This is a genomic window from Klebsiella sp. JN_Kp122, assembly GCF_040062085.1.
Taxonomy (GTDB): domain Bacteria; phylum Pseudomonadota; class Gammaproteobacteria; order Enterobacterales; family Enterobacteriaceae; genus Klebsiella; species Klebsiella aerogenes.
Genome location: NZ_JBEAHW010000020.1, coordinates 39,602 through 55,502 on the forward strand (window position 1 = coordinate 39,602; position 15,901 = coordinate 55,502).

17 protein-coding genes are annotated in these 15,901 nt (G+C 56.0%); 11 read left to right on the plus strand and 6 right to left on the minus strand.

Going from position 1 to position 15,901, the window contains the following annotated elements; genetic code table 11:
- Positions 1-11 precede the first annotated feature (11 nt).
- The 4 genes from secD to ABLU78_RS08850 all read left to right on the plus strand — a co-directional run bounded on the left by secD (position 12) and on the right by ABLU78_RS08850 (position 4,057).
- On the plus strand, positions 12-1,859 hold the full coding sequence (gene secD, locus ABLU78_RS08835; RefSeq protein WP_015704558.1) for a protein translocase subunit SecD: 1,848 nt from the start codon (positions 12-14) through the stop codon (positions 1,857-1,859).
- Positions 1,860-1,869: 10 nt separating this feature from the next.
- Entirely contained in the window at positions 1,870-2,841 is a 972-nt protein-coding gene (gene secF, locus ABLU78_RS08840; RefSeq protein ID WP_015367999.1) for a protein translocase subunit SecF, read from the plus strand.
- 136 nt (positions 2,842-2,977) lie between these two features.
- A complete protein-coding gene (locus ABLU78_RS08845) occupies positions 2,978-3,343 on the plus strand; it encodes a VOC family protein (RefSeq protein WP_015367998.1) in 366 nt (121 codons plus the stop codon).
- A gap of 24 nt (positions 3,344-3,367) precedes the next feature.
- Positions 3,368-4,057 (plus strand): YafY family protein, encoded by a 690-nt coding sequence (locus ABLU78_RS08850; RefSeq protein ID WP_020079501.1) that lies wholly within the window; start codon positions 3,368-3,370, stop codon positions 4,055-4,057.
- Positions 4,058-4,113: 56 nt separating this feature from the next.
- On the opposite strand, the gene ABLU78_RS08855 is transcribed toward ABLU78_RS08850, so the two are convergent.
- Both ABLU78_RS08855 and ABLU78_RS08860 read right to left on the minus strand, forming a co-directional pair.
- Positions 4,114-4,998: a nucleoside-specific channel-forming protein Tsx gene (locus ABLU78_RS08855; RefSeq protein WP_015367996.1), complete on the minus strand. Its 885-nt coding sequence runs from the start codon at positions 4,996-4,998 to the stop codon at positions 4,114-4,116.
- A gap of 301 nt (positions 4,999-5,299) precedes the next feature.
- Positions 5,300-5,839, minus strand: a complete 540-nt coding sequence (locus ABLU78_RS08860) for a DUF3251 domain-containing protein (protein ID WP_015367995.1) — start codon at positions 5,837-5,839, stop codon at positions 5,300-5,302.
- A 147-nt stretch (positions 5,840-5,986) separates the two neighbouring features.
- Between ABLU78_RS08860 and nrdR the strand changes: the two genes are divergently transcribed.
- The 6 genes from nrdR (at position 5,987) to pgpA (ending at position 10,084) form a co-directional block, all read left to right on the plus strand.
- Positions 5,987-6,436, plus strand: coding sequence for a transcriptional regulator NrdR (gene nrdR, locus ABLU78_RS08865; RefSeq protein WP_002890417.1), 450 nt, complete (start codon positions 5,987-5,989; stop codon positions 6,434-6,436).
- 3 nt (positions 6,437-6,439) lie between these two features.
- Entirely contained in the window at positions 6,440-7,543 is a 1,104-nt protein-coding gene (gene ribD, locus ABLU78_RS08870; protein WP_047053310.1) for a bifunctional diaminohydroxyphosphoribosylaminopyrimidine deaminase/5-amino-6-(5-phosphoribosylamino)uracil reductase RibD, read from the plus strand.
- 86 nt (positions 7,544-7,629) lie between these two features.
- Positions 7,630-8,100 carry a 6,7-dimethyl-8-ribityllumazine synthase gene (gene ribE / locus ABLU78_RS08875; RefSeq protein WP_001021161.1) on the plus strand — a complete coding sequence of 157 codons (471 nt, stop codon included), beginning with the start codon at positions 7,630-7,632 and terminating at the stop codon, positions 8,098-8,100.
- A gap of 20 nt (positions 8,101-8,120) precedes the next feature.
- The gene (gene nusB, locus ABLU78_RS08880; protein ID WP_015367993.1) at positions 8,121-8,540 is read left to right on the plus strand and encodes a transcription antitermination factor NusB; all 420 of its coding nucleotides are present in this window, start codon (positions 8,121-8,123) and stop codon (positions 8,538-8,540) included.
- Between the two features lie 73 nt (positions 8,541-8,613).
- Positions 8,614-9,591 carry a thiamine-phosphate kinase gene (gene thiL / locus ABLU78_RS08885; protein WP_047053312.1) on the plus strand — a complete coding sequence of 326 codons (978 nt, stop codon included), beginning with the start codon at positions 8,614-8,616 and terminating at the stop codon, positions 9,589-9,591.
- Positions 9,572-10,084, plus strand: a complete 513-nt coding sequence (gene pgpA, locus ABLU78_RS08890; RefSeq protein WP_257393917.1) for a phosphatidylglycerophosphatase A — start codon at positions 9,572-9,574, stop codon at positions 10,082-10,084. Before thiL ends, pgpA begins: the two co-directional genes overlap by 20 nt.
- A 38-nt stretch (positions 10,085-10,122) precedes the next feature.
- On the opposite strand, the gene ABLU78_RS08895 is transcribed toward pgpA, so the two are convergent.
- From ABLU78_RS08895 to xseB, 4 genes are read right to left on the minus strand one after another with little or no spacing between them, the layout of a single operon-like run.
- Positions 10,123-11,097 (minus strand): aldo/keto reductase, encoded by a 975-nt coding sequence (locus tag ABLU78_RS08895; RefSeq protein ID WP_020079496.1) that lies wholly within the window; start codon positions 11,095-11,097, stop codon positions 10,123-10,125.
- Positions 11,098-11,156: 59 nt separating this feature from the next.
- Positions 11,157-13,019, minus strand: coding sequence for a 1-deoxy-D-xylulose-5-phosphate synthase (gene dxs / locus ABLU78_RS08900; protein WP_015367989.1), 1,863 nt, complete (start codon positions 13,017-13,019; stop codon positions 11,157-11,159).
- A gap of 18 nt (positions 13,020-13,037) precedes the next feature.
- The gene (gene ispA / locus ABLU78_RS08905) at positions 13,038-13,937 is read right to left on the minus strand and encodes a (2E,6E)-farnesyl diphosphate synthase (protein WP_015367988.1); all 900 of its coding nucleotides are present in this window, start codon (positions 13,935-13,937) and stop codon (positions 13,038-13,040) included.
- On the minus strand, positions 13,938-14,180 hold the full coding sequence (xseB, locus tag ABLU78_RS08910; protein ID WP_048228421.1) for an exodeoxyribonuclease VII small subunit: 243 nt from the start codon (positions 14,178-14,180) through the stop codon (positions 13,938-13,940). It abuts the gene before it with no gap.
- A 234-nt stretch (positions 14,181-14,414) separates the two neighbouring features.
- On the opposite strand from xseB, the gene thiI reads away from it, so the two are divergent.
- Positions 14,415-15,863, plus strand: coding sequence for a tRNA uracil 4-sulfurtransferase ThiI (thiI, locus tag ABLU78_RS08915; protein ID WP_015367986.1), 1,449 nt, complete (start codon positions 14,415-14,417; stop codon positions 15,861-15,863).
- Positions 15,864-15,901 lie beyond the last annotated feature (38 nt).

Below are 15,901 nucleotides of genomic sequence, written 5' to 3' on the forward strand. Positions count from 1 at the left end.
AGGGAACTGCCGTGTTAAACCGTTATCCTTTGTGGAAGTACGTGATGCTGGTCGTCGTGATTATCGTCGGCCTGATTTACGCGCTTCCCAACCTGTATGGTGAGGATCCGGCTGTTCAAATCACTGGCGCGCGCGGCGTCGCCGCCAGTGAGCAAACGCTGATCCAGGTCCAGAAAACTTTACAAGAAGAAAAAATCACCGCGAAGTCTGTGGCACTGGAAGAGGGCGCAATTCTTGCGCGCTTCGACACCACCGACACTCAGCTGCGGGCGCGTGAAGCGCTGGTTAACCTGCTGGGTGACAAATACGTCGTGGCGCTAAACCTTGCTCCTGCTACCCCGCGCTGGCTGGCGGCGATGTATGCCGAGCCGATGAAGCTGGGTCTTGACCTACGCGGCGGCGTGCACTTCCTGATGGAAGTTGACATGGACACCGCATTAGGCAAACTGCAGGAACAAAACATCGATAGCCTGCGCAGCGAGCTACGTGACAAAGGCATTCCTTACTCCACCGTGCGTAAGGAAGACAACTACGGTCTGAGCATCGTCTTCCGCGACAGCGCGGCGCGCGATCAGGCTATCTCTTATCTCAGCCCGCGCCATCGCGATCTGGTTATTTCAAGCCAGGGTAACAATGCGCTGAAAGCGGTGATGACCGACGAACGTCTGAAAGAAGCCCGTGAATACGCCGTTCAGCAGAACATCAACATTCTGCGTAACCGTGTAAACCAGCTCGGCGTGGCCGAACCGCTGGTGCAGCGTCAGGGTTCCGACCGTATCGTGGTTGAACTGCCGGGTATCCAGGATACCGCGCGTGCGAAGGAAATCCTTGGCGCGACCGCGACGCTGGAATTCCGTCTGGTGAACACCAACGTCGATCAGTCCGCAGCCGCTTCTGGCCGCGTACCGGGCGATTCGGAAGTGAAAGATACCCGTGAAGGCCGTCCGGTGGTGCTGTATAAGCGCGTGATCCTGACCGGCGACCATATCACTGACTCCACTTCCAGCATGGACGAGTACAACCAGCCGCAGGTTAACATCTCGCTCGATAGCGCGGGTGGCAACATCATGTCTAACTTCACCAAGGACAATATCGGTAAACCGATGGCGACCCTGTTCGTGGAGTACAAAGACAGCGGTAAGAAAGATGCCAACGGTCGCGCTATCCTTGCGAAAGAGGAAGAGGTGATTAACATCGCCAATATCCAGTCTCGCCTTGGCAATAGCTTCCGTATCACCGGTATCAGCAACCCGACCGAAGCGCGTCAGCTTTCTCTGCTGCTGCGTGCGGGCGCCCTGATTGCGCCGATTCAGATCGTTGAAGAGCGTACTATCGGCCCAACTCTGGGTATGCAGAACATCAAGCAGGGCCTGGAAGCGTGTCTGGCCGGTCTGGTGGTCTCTATCCTGTTCATGATCTTCTTCTATAAGAAGTTCGGCCTGATTGCGACTTCCGCGCTGATTGCTAACCTGGTGCTGATTGTCGGCATTATGTCCCTGATTCCTGGGGCAACGCTGACCATGCCGGGTATCGCGGGTATCGTCTTAACCCTTGCGGTGGCGGTCGATGCTAACGTACTGATTAACGAGCGTATCAAAGAAGAGCTGAGCAACGGACGTACCGTTCAGCAGGCGATTGACGAAGGTTATAAGGGCGCATTTAGCTCTATCTTCGACGCCAACGTGACGACGCTAATTAAGGTTATCATCCTGTACGCGGTCGGTACCGGTGCCATTAAAGGGTTTGCGATTACTACCGGTATCGGTATCGCGACCTCAATGTTTACCGCTATCGTCGGCACCCGTGCCATCGTGAACCTGCTGTACGGCGGCAAGCGCGTTAAAAAGCTGTCTATCTGAGGAGTGCGTTGTGGCACAGGAATATACTGTTGAACAATTGAACCACGGCCGTAAAGTCTGGGACTTTATGCGCTGGGACTACTGGGCCTTCGGCATTTCAGGTTTTCTGCTGATTGTGTCGATCGCCATCATCGGCGTCCGCGGGTTTAACTGGGGTCTCGATTTCACCGGCGGTACGGTGATTGAAATTACCCTCGAAAAACCGGTTGATATGGACCAGCTGCGCGATTCGCTGCAGAAAGCGGGCTTTGAGGAGCCGCAGTTGCAGAACTTCGGCAGCAGCCGCGACATCATGGTGCGTATGCCGCCGGTACACGATGCCAACGGCAGCCAGGAGCTGGGCAGCAAAGTCGTTAACGTGATTAACGAATCGACCAGCCAAAGCGCGACGGTGAAACGTATTGAGTTCGTTGGCCCGAGCGTGGGCGCGGACCTTGCGCAAACCGGCGCTCTGGCGCTGATTGCGGCGCTGGTGTGTATCCTTATCTATGTCGGCTTCCGCTTTGAATGGCGACTGGCGGCAGGGGTCGTTATTGCACTGGCGCACGACGTGGTGATTACCATGGGCGTACTGTCGTTGTTCCACATCGAGATTGACCTGACCATCGTCGCATCACTGATGTCGGTAATTGGTTACTCGTTGAACGATAGTATCGTGGTGTCGGACCGTATCCGTGAAAACTTCCGTAAGATCCGTCGCGGTACGCCGTACGAAATCTTTAACGTGTCGTTGACCCAGACGCTGCATCGTACCTTGATCACCTCCGGTACCACCCTGATGGTGATCCTGATGCTGTTCCTCTTCGGCGGCCCGATTCTGGAAGGCTTCTCGCTGACCATGCTGATCGGTGTTTCCATCGGTACGGCTTCTTCTATCTACGTCGCGTCCGCACTGGCGTTGAAACTGGGCATGAAGCGCGAGCATCTGATCCAGCAGAAGGTCGAAAAAGAAGGGGCGGATCAGCCGTCTATTCTGCCGTAATAGAGTTCAGTTGAGATAAAGCAATCCCGGCCTCGATGGCCGGGATTTTTTTTGCCTGCCTGAAACCTGCTGACAGTATGCTGTCAGGAGCCCTCTCGTACACTGCTTCTGAACTCACTAACGAGCAGGAGGAAGTATGAATAACGTGATTAACTGGTTTGAAATTCCGGTCGCTGATATGGATCGCGCCGTCGCGTTTTATGAGCCGGTAATGCAGGTGACGCTGCGTCGTGAAACCATGGATTGTGCGGACCTGGCCGTCTTCCCGCATCAGGATCCGGCCCCCGGCGGCGCGTTGGCTAAATTTGACGGTATCGCGCCATCGCCGCAGGGCGCTATTATTTATCTGCATACCGACAACCTGGCCGCCACGCTGGATCGTATCGCCTCGGCGGGAGGAGCGTGCGTATTTGGCCCGCTGGCGCTGCCGAATGATATTGGCACCATCGCCCTGTTTACCGACAGCGAAGGTAACCGCGTAGGTTTGCATCAACCGGCTTAACCTGACTATTTAGCGAAACGAGAAATGACCCGACGCGCCGACCGTTTATTTCAGATTGTACAGATCCTGCGCGGCAGGCGGCTAACCACCGCGGCGCTGCTGGCGGAGCGGTTGGGCGTGTCGGAGCGAACCGTCTATCGCGATATCCGCGACCTCTCGCTCTCCGGTGTACCGGTTGAGGGCGAGGCCGGGAGCGGTTATCGTCTGCTGGCGGGCTATGATCTGCCGCCGCTGATGCTGACCAGCAAAGAATCCGAAGCGCTAATCGCCGCGATTCGACTACTGAAGACCTGGGGCGGAGATGCGCTTTCGCAGTCGTTGGAGTCAGCTCAGGAAAAAATGCTGGCGATTTTGCCGGAAGACCGGCGGCGCAAAGCGGAGCAGACCCGGCTGTTTGCCCCTGACTTTGGCGCGCATCGTTATGCTAAAACCCATTTTGACGTTATCCATCAGGCCGTATCCAATCAGCAGGTGTTGCAGCTTCACTATCAGGATGAATCCGGTCAGGTAACGCGGCGTGAAGTGCTGCCGCTGGGGCTATTTTTCTGGGGGGAGCGTTGGCTGCTGGTGGCCTGGTGCGAACTGCGCAGTGATTATCGTAACTTTCGTCTCGATCGTTGTCTGGAGGTGAAGGTGATCGAACGTCGTTTCAGCGAGTGCGCCGACCGTTCACTGAGCGATTTCTTACGTAAGGTGAGATGTGAGGAGCGATAAAAAAACGCCCGGTAAGCGTAAAACGCGTCCCGGGCGCTGTCTTGCTGTATCAGCAATTAGAAGTTGTAACCGACAACGAAGTAGCCACCCCAGCCGGTAGAGCGAACGCTGAAGTCGCCGTCGCCGAAGTTCAGCTTAGCATCATCAGCCCACTGGCCGCCGTTATGGAAGTAACGCGCGACGATAGAGTAGTGCCAGTGCGCATAGTTCAGCGCCAGGATGTGGCTGGACGCGATAGAGTTGCTGGTACGCGCGTGCTTACCGTTCATATCGTAGAAGTTGTCGTCGCCAAGGTCAGAACCCCAGTCGAAGTTGGTGAAGCCAATATAGCTCAGCGAACCGCCCCACAGGTCGGTCAGCGGAACGAAGTATTTCACCTTGAAGCGGTAGCCGTCCCACTCGTTTTCGTTGGAGGCGCCGTAGTTCTGCCACTGGTATTTAGCATAGATATTCAGCGACAGGCTCATCGGCAGACCGGTATCGATGTCGGTACCCAGACCCATATACCAGGTGCTCTGCTCCTGAGAGTCGTTGCGGCCCATATCGTAGATATAGTTGTTCGCGAAGTACCACTCTTTGAACGGCCCGAAGCTCAGATCGGTGTTGGTCAGCTTGTCGATAGAGAAACGCGGTTCGATCTCCATAAACAGCGGGGAGCCTTTGTTCCAGATACCTTTCGCCGTGCTGTTGCCGCCGAAGAAGACCGGCGCATCAATATAGCCGTAGAAATCAAACCAATCTTTTTTAGCAAACGCTTCGTATTCCAGATAGGTATCGTTACGGATCTGCGGTCCAAAACGAGTGTGGTAGCTACCGACCACGTTCACACTCTGGTGCCACCAATCAGACAGGTACTGCGGTTTTTCAGTTTCTGCCGCGCCAGCGGTGAAAGAAGCGGAAAGCGCCACAACAGCGCTCGCTGCCAGTAATGTTTTTTTCATGTTGATGCCACTGTTTAAATTAAGCCAAAAGGCGTTAAGAAAATTGCCGAAGCGTTGCTAAATATTTCGTCTTTCTGTGGGGGTCTATTATAGAAATCATTGCTCACAAAAATACGTGTTGTTTCACATAACCAGAACATGAGTAATCGATTGCGTTCACGATTCTATGCATTTCTTGACAAAATGCTACTGAAAATCGCCTTCAGGAGCGATTTCTAATGAACTCTTATGAAAAGTTGTAAATGGATAACTTCGATAGATGAAAAGTGGGGCGCCGGGCCGTTTTGCCCGGCGTGAGCGCTTACTGCGCGCTGGCGGGTTGGATATCGTGGATACGAATAAAGCCGACTTTATCAGGCGTCACATTCAGGCGCAGCGGGATATCCACATCGCTGGGCGCCAGGATGCTGGCCGGGGCGCTAATCAGCTGATCCTGGACGTTGACTTCCTGATAGCTGTGGGTGGTGCCGGTAATTTGTCCGGAAGCGACGGTCGCGGTGAAGGCCGGGAGCGGATCGTTAGACTCGCCCTGGATGCGTAAGGTCAGGCGCGAACCGTCGCCATCTGGCGTAATGCTACCCACTGACATGCGCAGGGTGCCGATCTGGCTCTCCAGCCGCGCGGGGGTTTTGGCCTCCGGCAGCAGATAAACGCCGCGGGTTGATTTAGCATTCAGTGCGTTTTGCTGGGTGATTTTTATCGTTTGCTGATTCAGCTGGGTCATCTCTTTGCTCAGCGTACTGACGCTCTCGTTCATCTGACGAACTTCGCTTTGCTGGGCGCAGGCGGTAAGGGTGAACAGGCTGCCGATGATAGCCAGTTGTAGGTAACGTCTTGTCATGGTCAGGATTCCGTTTACAGAGGATGATTAATGGTAGCTAAACTGAATTGACCTACCATAGATCCTTTGTCTCAAAAGCTCTTTCTTTGTAGTCCGCTGACTTCAGGGTAAACTATCCTTCAGATTAACTACCTGTCAGGACGCGCCATGCATTGCCCTTTCTGTTTCGCCGTGGATACCAAAGTCATCGATTCTCGCCTGGTCGGCGAAGGCTCCTCCGTGCGTCGTCGTCGGCAGTGTCTGGTCTGCAATGAACGCTTTACCACTTTTGAAGTGGCTGAGCTGGTAATGCCGCGGGTGGTAAAAAGCAACGACGTGCGCGAACCTTTCAACGAAGACAAGCTGCGTAGCGGGATGTTGAAAGCGCTTGAAAAGCGCCCGGTCAGCGCCGATGACGTCGAAATGGCGGTAAATCACATTAAAACCCATCTGCGCGGCACCGGTGAGCGTGAAGTCGCGAGTAAAATGATCGGTAATCTGGTGATGGAGCAGCTGAAGAAGCTCGATAAGGTCGCCTATATTCGCTTCGCTTCCGTCTATCGCAGTTTCGAAGATATTAAAGAGTTCGGCGAAGAAATCGCCCGTTTACAGGACTAAGCCATGCAGGACGAAATGTACATGGCGCGAGCGCTGAAGCTTGCCGCGCGCGGACGCTTTACTACCCATCCTAATCCCAACGTCGGCTGTGTGATTGTAAAAGACGGCGAGATCGTCGGCGAGGGCTTCCACTATCGGGCCGGCGAGCCGCACGCCGAAGTGCACGCGCTGCGTATGGCCGGCGATAAAGCCAAAGGCGCGACCGCCTACGTCACCCTGGAGCCCTGTAGCCACCATGGTCGCACGCCGCCGTGCTGCGACGCGCTGATCGCCGCAGGCGTGGCTCGCGTGGTAGCGGCAATGCAGGACCCGAATCCACAGGTGGCCGGTCGCGGCCTGTACCGCCTGCAGCAGGCCGGCATTGACGTCAGCCATGGGCTGATGATGAATGAAGCGGAAGCGCTGAATAAAGGTTTTCTGAAGCGGATGCGCACCGGTTTTCCGTGGATCCAGCTGAAGATGGGCGCTTCGCTTGATGGCCGTACGGCGATGGCCAGCGGTGAAAGTCAGTGGATCACCTCGCCACAGGCGCGACGCGACGTGCAGCGCCTGCGCGCGCAGAGCCACGCTATTCTCACCAGCAGCGCGACCGTGCTGGCGGACGATCCGGCGCTGACCGTGCGCTGGCAGGAGCTGAGCGCCGATACGCAGGCGCTCTATCCGCAGGAGAACCTGCGTCAGCCGCTGCGTATCGTCATCGATAGCCAAAACCGCGTCACGCCGGAGCATCGAATTATCCAGCAGCAAGGTGAAACCCTGTTCGCTCGCACCCATGTCGATGAACGTGCCTGGCCTGACAACGTGCGTACCCTGCTGGTGCCGGAGCATAACGGCCATCTCGACCTCGTGTTGCTAATGATGCAGCTCGGTAAACAGCAGGTGAACAGCATTTGGGTGGAAGCGGGGCCGACGCTGGCCGGCGCTTTGCTACAGGCCGGGCTGGTGGATGAGCTTATCGTCTATATTGCGCCTAAACTGTTAGGCAGTGACGCGCGCGGTTTATGCGCGCTGCCGGGGCTTGAGAAACTGAGCCAGGCCCCCCATTTCAAATTCAACGAGATACGTCAGGTCGGGCCCGATGTCTGCCTGCATTTAACGACTGCGTGATGTATTCCTAATATTAGGAAGCAGCGCCCAGAATATTATGATAAAATCCGCCCCCCTTGCGGGGCACATGAACCCGAAGGAAGAGTATGAACATTATTGAAGCTAACGTTGCTACCCCGGACGCTCGCGTCGCCATCACCATTGCGCGTTTCAACAACTTTATCAATGACAGCCTGCTGGAAGGCGCGATTGACGCCCTCAAGCGCATTGGTCAGGTAAAAGATGAAAACATCACCGTTGTTTGGGTTCCAGGCGCGTATGAGCTGCCGCTGGCGGCTGGCGCACTGGCAAAAACCGGTAAATATGACGCGGTAATCGCGCTGGGTACGGTGATTCGCGGCGGTACCGCCCACTTTGAATATGTGGCTGGCGGTGCAAGCAATGGCCTGGCGCACGTCGCTCAGGACAGTGAAATCCCGGTAGCCTTCGGTGTTCTGACGACTGAAAGTATTGAACAAGCCATCGAACGCGCTGGCACCAAAGCCGGTAACAAAGGCGCAGAAGCCGCGCTGACCGCGCTGGAAATGATTAACGTATTGAAAGCCATCAAGGCCTGATTTTTTGTAAGGGGAATTCCGTGAAACCTGCTGCTCGTCGCCGCGCCCGTGAGTGTGCCGTCCAGGCGCTCTACTCCTGGCAGTTGTCCCAGAACGACATCGCTGATGTTGAATACCAGTTCCTGGCGGAACAGGATGTAAAAGATGTAGACGTTCTGTATTTCCGTGAACTGCTGTCCGGAGTGGCGACTAACAGCGCGTATCTCGACGGTCTGATGAAGCCATACCTGTCACGTCAGCTGGAAGAGCTGGGTCAGGTAGAAAAAGCGGTACTGCGTATTGCGCTGTTTGAGCTGTCGAAGCGTGACGACGTGCCGTACAAAGTGGCTATCAACGAAGCTATCGAGCTGGCGAAAACCTTCGGCGCTGAAGATAGCCACAAGTTCGTCAACGGCGTGCTGGATAAAGCGGCCCCGGTAATCCGTCCCCGCAAAAAGTAAACTGCAGGCCGGGCTTTGCAGGATCTGATCCTGCGAACCCGGCCTTATTCTTTTCTTTGCTGAGGCATAACGTATGGCATGCGGCGAATTTTCCCTGATTGCCCGTTATTTTGATCGCGTTAAAAGCGCCCGCCTTGATGTTGAAACCGGCATCGGCGATGACTGCGCGCTCCTGAATATCCCCGAGAAAAAAACGCTGGCAATCAGCACCGACACCCTGGTGGTGGGCAACCACTTTTTAGCCGACATCGACCCTGCCGACCTGGCGTATAAAGCACTGGCGGTGAACCTGAGCGATTTGGCGGCGATGGGGGCGGAACCGGCATGGTTGACGCTGGCGCTCACTTTGCCGGAAGCAGACGAAGCGTGGCTTGAAGCCTTTAGCGACAGTCTGTTTGTCCAGCTTAACTATTACGATATGCAGCTGATCGGCGGCGACACCACCCGTGGGCCGCTGTCGATGACGCTGGGTATCCACGGCTTTGTGCCGCCGGGCCGCGCGATGAAGCGTTCCGGGGCCAGGCCTGGCGACTGGATTTATGTCACCGGCACGCCCGGTGATAGCGCCGCCGGGCTGGCGCTTTTACAGGACCGGCTAACGGTTGATTCGCCAGCGGATGCCGATTATCTGCTGGCGCGCCATTTGCGTCCAATGCCCCGCGTGCTGCAGGGGCAGGCGCTGCGCGATCTGGCTAATTCAGCGATCGATCTCTCTGACGGTCTTATCTCTGACCTTGGTCATATTCTCAAGGCCAGCGCCTGCGGCGCGCGTATCGATCTCGATGCGATGCCGTATTCCGATGCCATGCTGCGCCAGGTTGATCCTGAACAGGCGCTACGCTGGGCGCTCGCTGGCGGCGAAGATTATGAATTGTGCTTTACCGTTCCCGAGCTGAACCGCGGAGCGTTGGATGTCGCGATTGGTCAGCTTGGCGCACGCTTTACCTGTATCGGCCAGATCGTGGCGGAAGCGGATGGACTGCAGTTTACCCGTGAGGGTAAGCCGATTAAATTGGATTTAAAGGGGTACGATCATTTTGGCACGCAGTAGAGACGAGGCGAAAAGCCGCCTCAATATGCGCAATCCCTGGCATCTGCTGGCGACCGGGTTCGGCAGTGGGCTGAGCCCGGTGGTGCCGGGAACGATGGGGTCTCTGGCGGCGATTCCGTTCTGGTATCTGATGACCTTTCTTCCCTGGCAGCTCTATTCGCTGGTGGTGATGATGAGCATCTGTATCGGCGTCTATCTTTGTCACCGTACGGCTAAGGATATGGGCACTCATGACCACGGCAGCATCGTTTGGGATGAGTTTGTCGGGATGTGGATCACTTTGATGGCGTTACCGACGATGGACTGGCAGTGGGTGGCCGCCGGTTTCGTTATTTTCCGCATCTTTGATATGTGGAAGCCGTGGCCAATTCGTTGGTTCGACCGCAACATCCATGGTGGAATGGGGATCATGGTCGACGATATCGTCGCCGGGGTGATCTCCGCCGGCGTACTGTATCTGATTGGCCACCACTGGCCGATAGGTCTGCTCTAAATCTGCACCCCGGCGCGGCCGGGGTTTAAATTGCGGCGTTACTTGAAGCCGACGATTGGGTGGGGCCGATAGGGCGCCTCCAGCTTGTCGATTTGTTCTGGCGTCAGGGTTAAATCGACGGCATGCAGGAGCTCATCCAGCTGTTCCTGCCGCGAGGCGCCAATAATCGGCGCAGCCACGCCGGGCTTGCTTAATAGCCAGGCCAGCGCCACCTGCGCGCGGTTGGCATCTAATTCTTCAGCCACCTCCTCCAGCTTCTGTGCTATCTGCTCATCATTAGCGTCGGTGGCGCTATACAGCGATTTGCCGAACTCATCGGAGACGAGACGCGCGGTGGTTTCTCCCCATGGTCGTGTTAGTCGGCCGCGCGCCAACGGGCTCCACGGCATGACCGCAATCCCTTTGCGCTGGCATAGCGGCAGCATCTCGTTTTCTTCTTCGCGATAAATCAGGTTGTAGTGATCCTGCATGGTGACGAAGCGCGCCCAATTGTTCTGTTCCTGCAGAGCGAGCGCCTGGGCGAACTGGCGGGCATGCATTGATGATGCGCCGATATAGCGCGCTTTCCCGGCGCGTACGACGTCGCTGAGCGCCTCCAGCGTCTCTTCGATGGGCGTGGAGTAATCCCAGCGGTGGATCTGCAACAGGTCGACATAGTCCATTCCCAGACGGCGCAGGCTATCGTCAATGGATCGCATGATTTGCGCGCGAGACAGCCCCTGCGGCAGATCGCCGACCTGATGATAAACTTTGGTGGCGACGATCACCGAATCGCGGCGAGCGTACTCCCGCAGCGCGCGGCCGAGGATCTCTTCGCTGCTGCCGTCGGAGTAGTTGTTCGAGGTATCGAAGAAGTTAATTCCGCCTTCCAGCGCACGTTTAATCAGCGGACGGCTACTCTCTTCTGGCAGCGTCCAGGCATGATTGCCGCGGTCAGGTTCGCCGAAGGTCATGCAGCCGAGACAGAGTCGGGAAACGCGAAGATGGGTATCGCCAAGAGGAATGTAGTGCATAAGACGCTCCTGCTACTTTAAAAGGTATCCTTTAAGCATAGCAGGAGCGGTATGGGCAATTATGCCAACCAGTCGCGGATTTTGGCTTCGATACCGGCGGCATCCAGGCCGAGGTCGGCGCGAACTTCTTCCTGAGTCCCCTGCGGGATAAAGAAGTCCGGCAGACCGATATTCAGCACCGGCACCGCGCGACGGTGGGCCATCAACAGCTCGTTTACGCCGCTGCCTGCCCCGCCCATGATGGCGTTCTCTTCAAGGGTGACCAGCACCTCGTGATCGGCGGCAAGCTGCAGGATAAGCGCCTCATCAAGCGGCTTCACAAAGCGCATATCGACCAGCGTCGCATTGAGTTTTTCCGCGACCTGAGCGGCTTCCGGCAGTAAAGTCCCGAAGTTAAGGATCGCCAGCTTCTCGCCGTTTCTTTTCACCACGCCTTTCCCGAGCGGCAGCGGCGCCAGTGGTTCCAGTTCCGCGCCGGTACCTGTGCCGCGCGGATAGCGTACCGCGCTAGGGCCATCGTTATAGTGGTATCCGGTGTAGAGCATCTGGCGACATTCATTTTCGTCGCTCGGGGTCATGATCACCATTTCCGGAATGCAGCGCAGGAAGGAGAGATCGAACGCTCCCTGGTGGGTCTGACCGTCGGCGCCGACGATGCCCGCACGATCGATTGCAAACAGCACCGGCAGCTTTTGAATGGCGACGTCATGGATCACCTGATCGTAAGCGCGCTGCAGGAAGGTGGAATAGATCGCCACGATCGGCTTATAGCCGCCAATCGCCATCCCGGCGGCAAAGGTCACCGCGTGCTGTTCGGCAATCGCGACATCGAAATAGCGATCGGGGAATTTTTTCGAGAACTCGACCATCCCGGATCCTTCACGCATCGCCGGGGTGACGGCCATCAGTTTGTCGTCTTTGGCCGCGGTTTCGCACAGCCAGTCGCCAAATATTTTCGAATAGGAAGGCAGGCCGCCGCTGCTTTTCGGCAGCACGCCGCTGGTGTGATCGAATTTCGGTACCGCGTGGAAGGTGATGGGATCTTTTTCCGCCGGTTCATATCCACGGCCTTTTTTGGTCATGATATGCAGGAACTGCGGCCCTTTCAGGTCGCGCATATTCTTCAGCGTATTAACCAGACCCAGCACATCGTGGCCATCTACCGGGCCGATGTAGTTAAAGCCCATCTCTTCAAACAGCGTGCCGGGCACCACCATACCTTTAATATGCTCTTCGGTACGCTTAAGCAGTTCTTTAATCGGCGGTACGCCGGAGAAGACTTTTTTGCCACCTTCACGCAGCGAGGAATACAGCTTGCCGGACAGCAGCTGCGCCAGGTGATTATTCAGCGCCCCGACGTTTTCTGAAATCGACATTTCATTGTCGTTCAGCACGACCAGCATGTCTGGTTTGATATCGCCCGCGTGGTTCATCGCCTCAAACGCCATCCCGGCGGTGATAGCCCCATCGCCGATGACGCAAACGGTGCGCCGCTGTTTGCCTTCTTTTTCGGCGGCAATAGCGACCCCAATACCTGCGGAGATAGAGGTAGAAGAGTGGCCAACGCTCAGTACGTCATATTCGCTTTCGCCGCGCCACGGGAACGGATGCAGGCCGCCTTTCTGGCGGATAGTGCCGATTTTATCGCGGCGGCCGGTGAGAATTTTGTGCGGGTAGGCCTGATGGCCGACATCCCAAATTAAGCGGTCGAACGGCGTGTTGTAGACATAGTGCAGCGCCACGGTCAGTTCAACCGTGCCAAGGCCAGAGGCAAAATGGCCGCTTGAGCGGCTCACGCTGTCCAGAAGATAGCGGCGCAGCTCATCGCAAAGCTTAGGCAGGCTATCTTTTGGCAGCAGTCGCAACTCCTGGGTGGAATCTACCAGCGCCAGGGTTGGGTATTTGGCAATATCAAAACTCATCAGAGACTCATTTATTGTTTATTTATCGCGCTGAATAATGTAATTCGCGAGCGCTTCCAGTGCCGTGGTATCCAGCGATTGCGCAGCCAGTTCATCTAAAGCCTGGCGGGCGTCGGCAATCAGATCGCGCGCTTTCTGCTGGGCTTGCTCAAGACCCAAAAGCGCCGGATAGGTACTTTTGCCTAACTGTTGGTCGGCACCCTGACGTTTGCCAAGAGTCGCAGTATCACCTACCACATCCAGAATGTCATCCTGCACCTGGAAGGCGAGACCGATATTCTCCGCAAAGCGATCGAGTGCTGGTAGCGCCTGACGGCCACGCTCGCCGGCGCTCAGCGCGCCAAGACGAACCGCCGCGCGAATAAGCGCTCCGGTCTTATGGCGGTGAATTCGCTCCAGCGCCTGTAGATCGACCTGCTTGCCTTCCGCCTCGAGATCCAACGCCTGACCGCCGCACATTCCGGCGACGCCGCTGGCCTGAGCCAGTTCGGAAACCATCGCCAGACGGTCGCGATCCGGTACTTCCGGCATCGGCGTATCACTCAGTATAGAAAATGCCAGCGTTTGCAGGGCGTCACCGGCAAGAATAGCGTTCGCTTCGCCAAACTTGATGTGGCACGTGGGTTGACCGCGGCGCAGATCGTCGTCGTCCATCGCCGGCAGATCGTCATGCATCAGCGAGTAGGCATGAATGCATTCGACGGCAGCGGCTGGGGCATCCAGCGTGGAACGGCTAACGCCGAACATCTCGCCGGTGGCGTAAACCAGGAAAGGGCGCAGGCGTTTGCCGCCTAATAATGCGCCATAGTGCATGGCTTCAACCAGCGGAGTGTTCTGAAATGGCAGCGGAGAGATAAAACGGCGCAGCGCGTCATTGGCCTGGGTGACACAGGTCTGTAATTGTTGCGGGAAGTCCATTTATTCAGCGTCCGGCGTAAAGGGAGTCAACGGCGCATCTTCGCTATCGGCCAGCAGGATTTGGACACGCTGCTCGGCCTGTTGCAGTTTCGTCTGGCCCTGGCGCGCGAGCTGCACGCCGCGTTCAAATTCGCTGAGCGCTTCTTCCAGCGGTAGTGAGCCGCTTTCCAGACGATTAACGATCTGCTCGAGTTCGCCTAAAGCGCTCTCAAAGCTGGCCGGGGCCACATTTTTCTTTGGCATAGTGAATATAGACTCTTGTTATGTCTCGATGGCTATCAGTATGGTAACGGAGTCGGGCGGTTAAGCAAACTCGCGGCATTCACCCTACGGATACATTTTTGCGAAAATGCGCAATGCCAGGCGAAAAGCGAACAATGATGGTATACTCCGCGCCCTGGATGCAGACGCTGTATCGCGCCTGTACAACTTTTTTGCTTAAAGCCCCGTCGGGCTTGCCAACGAACTATTGTCGCCATGAAGTTTATCATTAAATTGTTCCCGGAAATCACCATCAAAAGCCAATCTGTGCGGTTGCGCTTTATTAAAATCTTAACCGGGAACATTCGTAACGTTCTCAAAAACTATGATGAGACGCTCGCCGTCGTTCGTCATTGGGATCATATCGAAGTTCGCGCGAAAGACGAAAACCAGCGGCCGGTTATTCGCGATGCGCTGACCCGTATCCCTGGCATTCACCATATTCTGGAAGTGGAGGACGTACCTTTCACTTCTCTGCATAACATTTTTGAACAGACGCTACCGCTGTGGCGTGAACAGCTCGAAGGCAAAAGCTTCTGCGTGCGTGTGAAGCGCCGGGGTAAACATGAATTCACCTCAATTGAGGTTGAGCGCTACGTTGGCGGCGGCCTGAACCAGCATATCGAATCGGCGCGCGTGAAGCTCACCGATCCGGACGTGACGGTTAACCTGGAAATCGAAAACGATCGTCTGTTGCTGGTGAAAGGGCGCTATGAAGGTATTGGCGGCTTCCCCATTGGTACTCAGGAAGATGTGCTGTCGCTTATTTCCGGCGGCTTCGACTCCGGCGTCTCCAGCTATATGCTGATGCGTCGCGGCTGCCGCGTACACTACTGCTTCTTCAACCTCGGCGGCGCCGCGCATGAAATTGGCGTTCGTCAGGTGGCGCACTATTTGTGGAACCGCTTCGGCAGCTCCCATCGCGTTCGCTTCGTGGCAATCAATTTCGAGCCGGTGGTTGGCGAAATCCTTGAGAAAGTCGAGGATGGCCAGATGGGCGTGGTGCTCAAACGTATGATGGTGCGTGCGGCATCGAAAGTCGCTGAGCGTTATGGCGTGCAGGCACTGGTGACCGGCGAAGCCTTGGGCCAGGTATCCAGCCAGACGCTGACTAACCTGCGTCTTATCGATAATGTCTCAGACACGCTGATCCTGCGCCCGCTGATTTCTCACGATAAAGAACACATTATCAATCTTGCGCGCGAAATCGGCACTGAAGATTTTGCCCGCACCATGCCGGAATACTGCGGCGTTATCTCGAAGAGCCCAACCATAAAAGCGGTAAAAGCGAAGATCGAAGCGGAAGAAGAAAACTTCGATTTTAGCATTCTGGATAAAGTGGTTGAGGAAGCGAATAACATCGACATTCGCGACATCGCTCAGCAAACGCAGCAGGACGTGGTGGAAGTCGAAACCGTCAGCGGCTTCAGCGCGAATGACGTGATTCTCGATATTCGTTCTGTCGATGAGCAGGATGATAAGCCATTGAAAGTGGAAGGCGTCGATGTTGTTTCGCTGCCGTTCTATAAACTGAGCACCCAATTTGGCAACCTCGATCAGAGTAAAACCTGGCTGTTGTGGTGTGAGCGCGGCGTAATGAGCCGTCTGCAGGCGCTGTACCTGCGTGAGCAGGGCTTTACTAACGTGAAAGTGTATCGTCCGTAATTCACCTGTACTGATGAAAAAGCCTTCCCTTAGGGAAG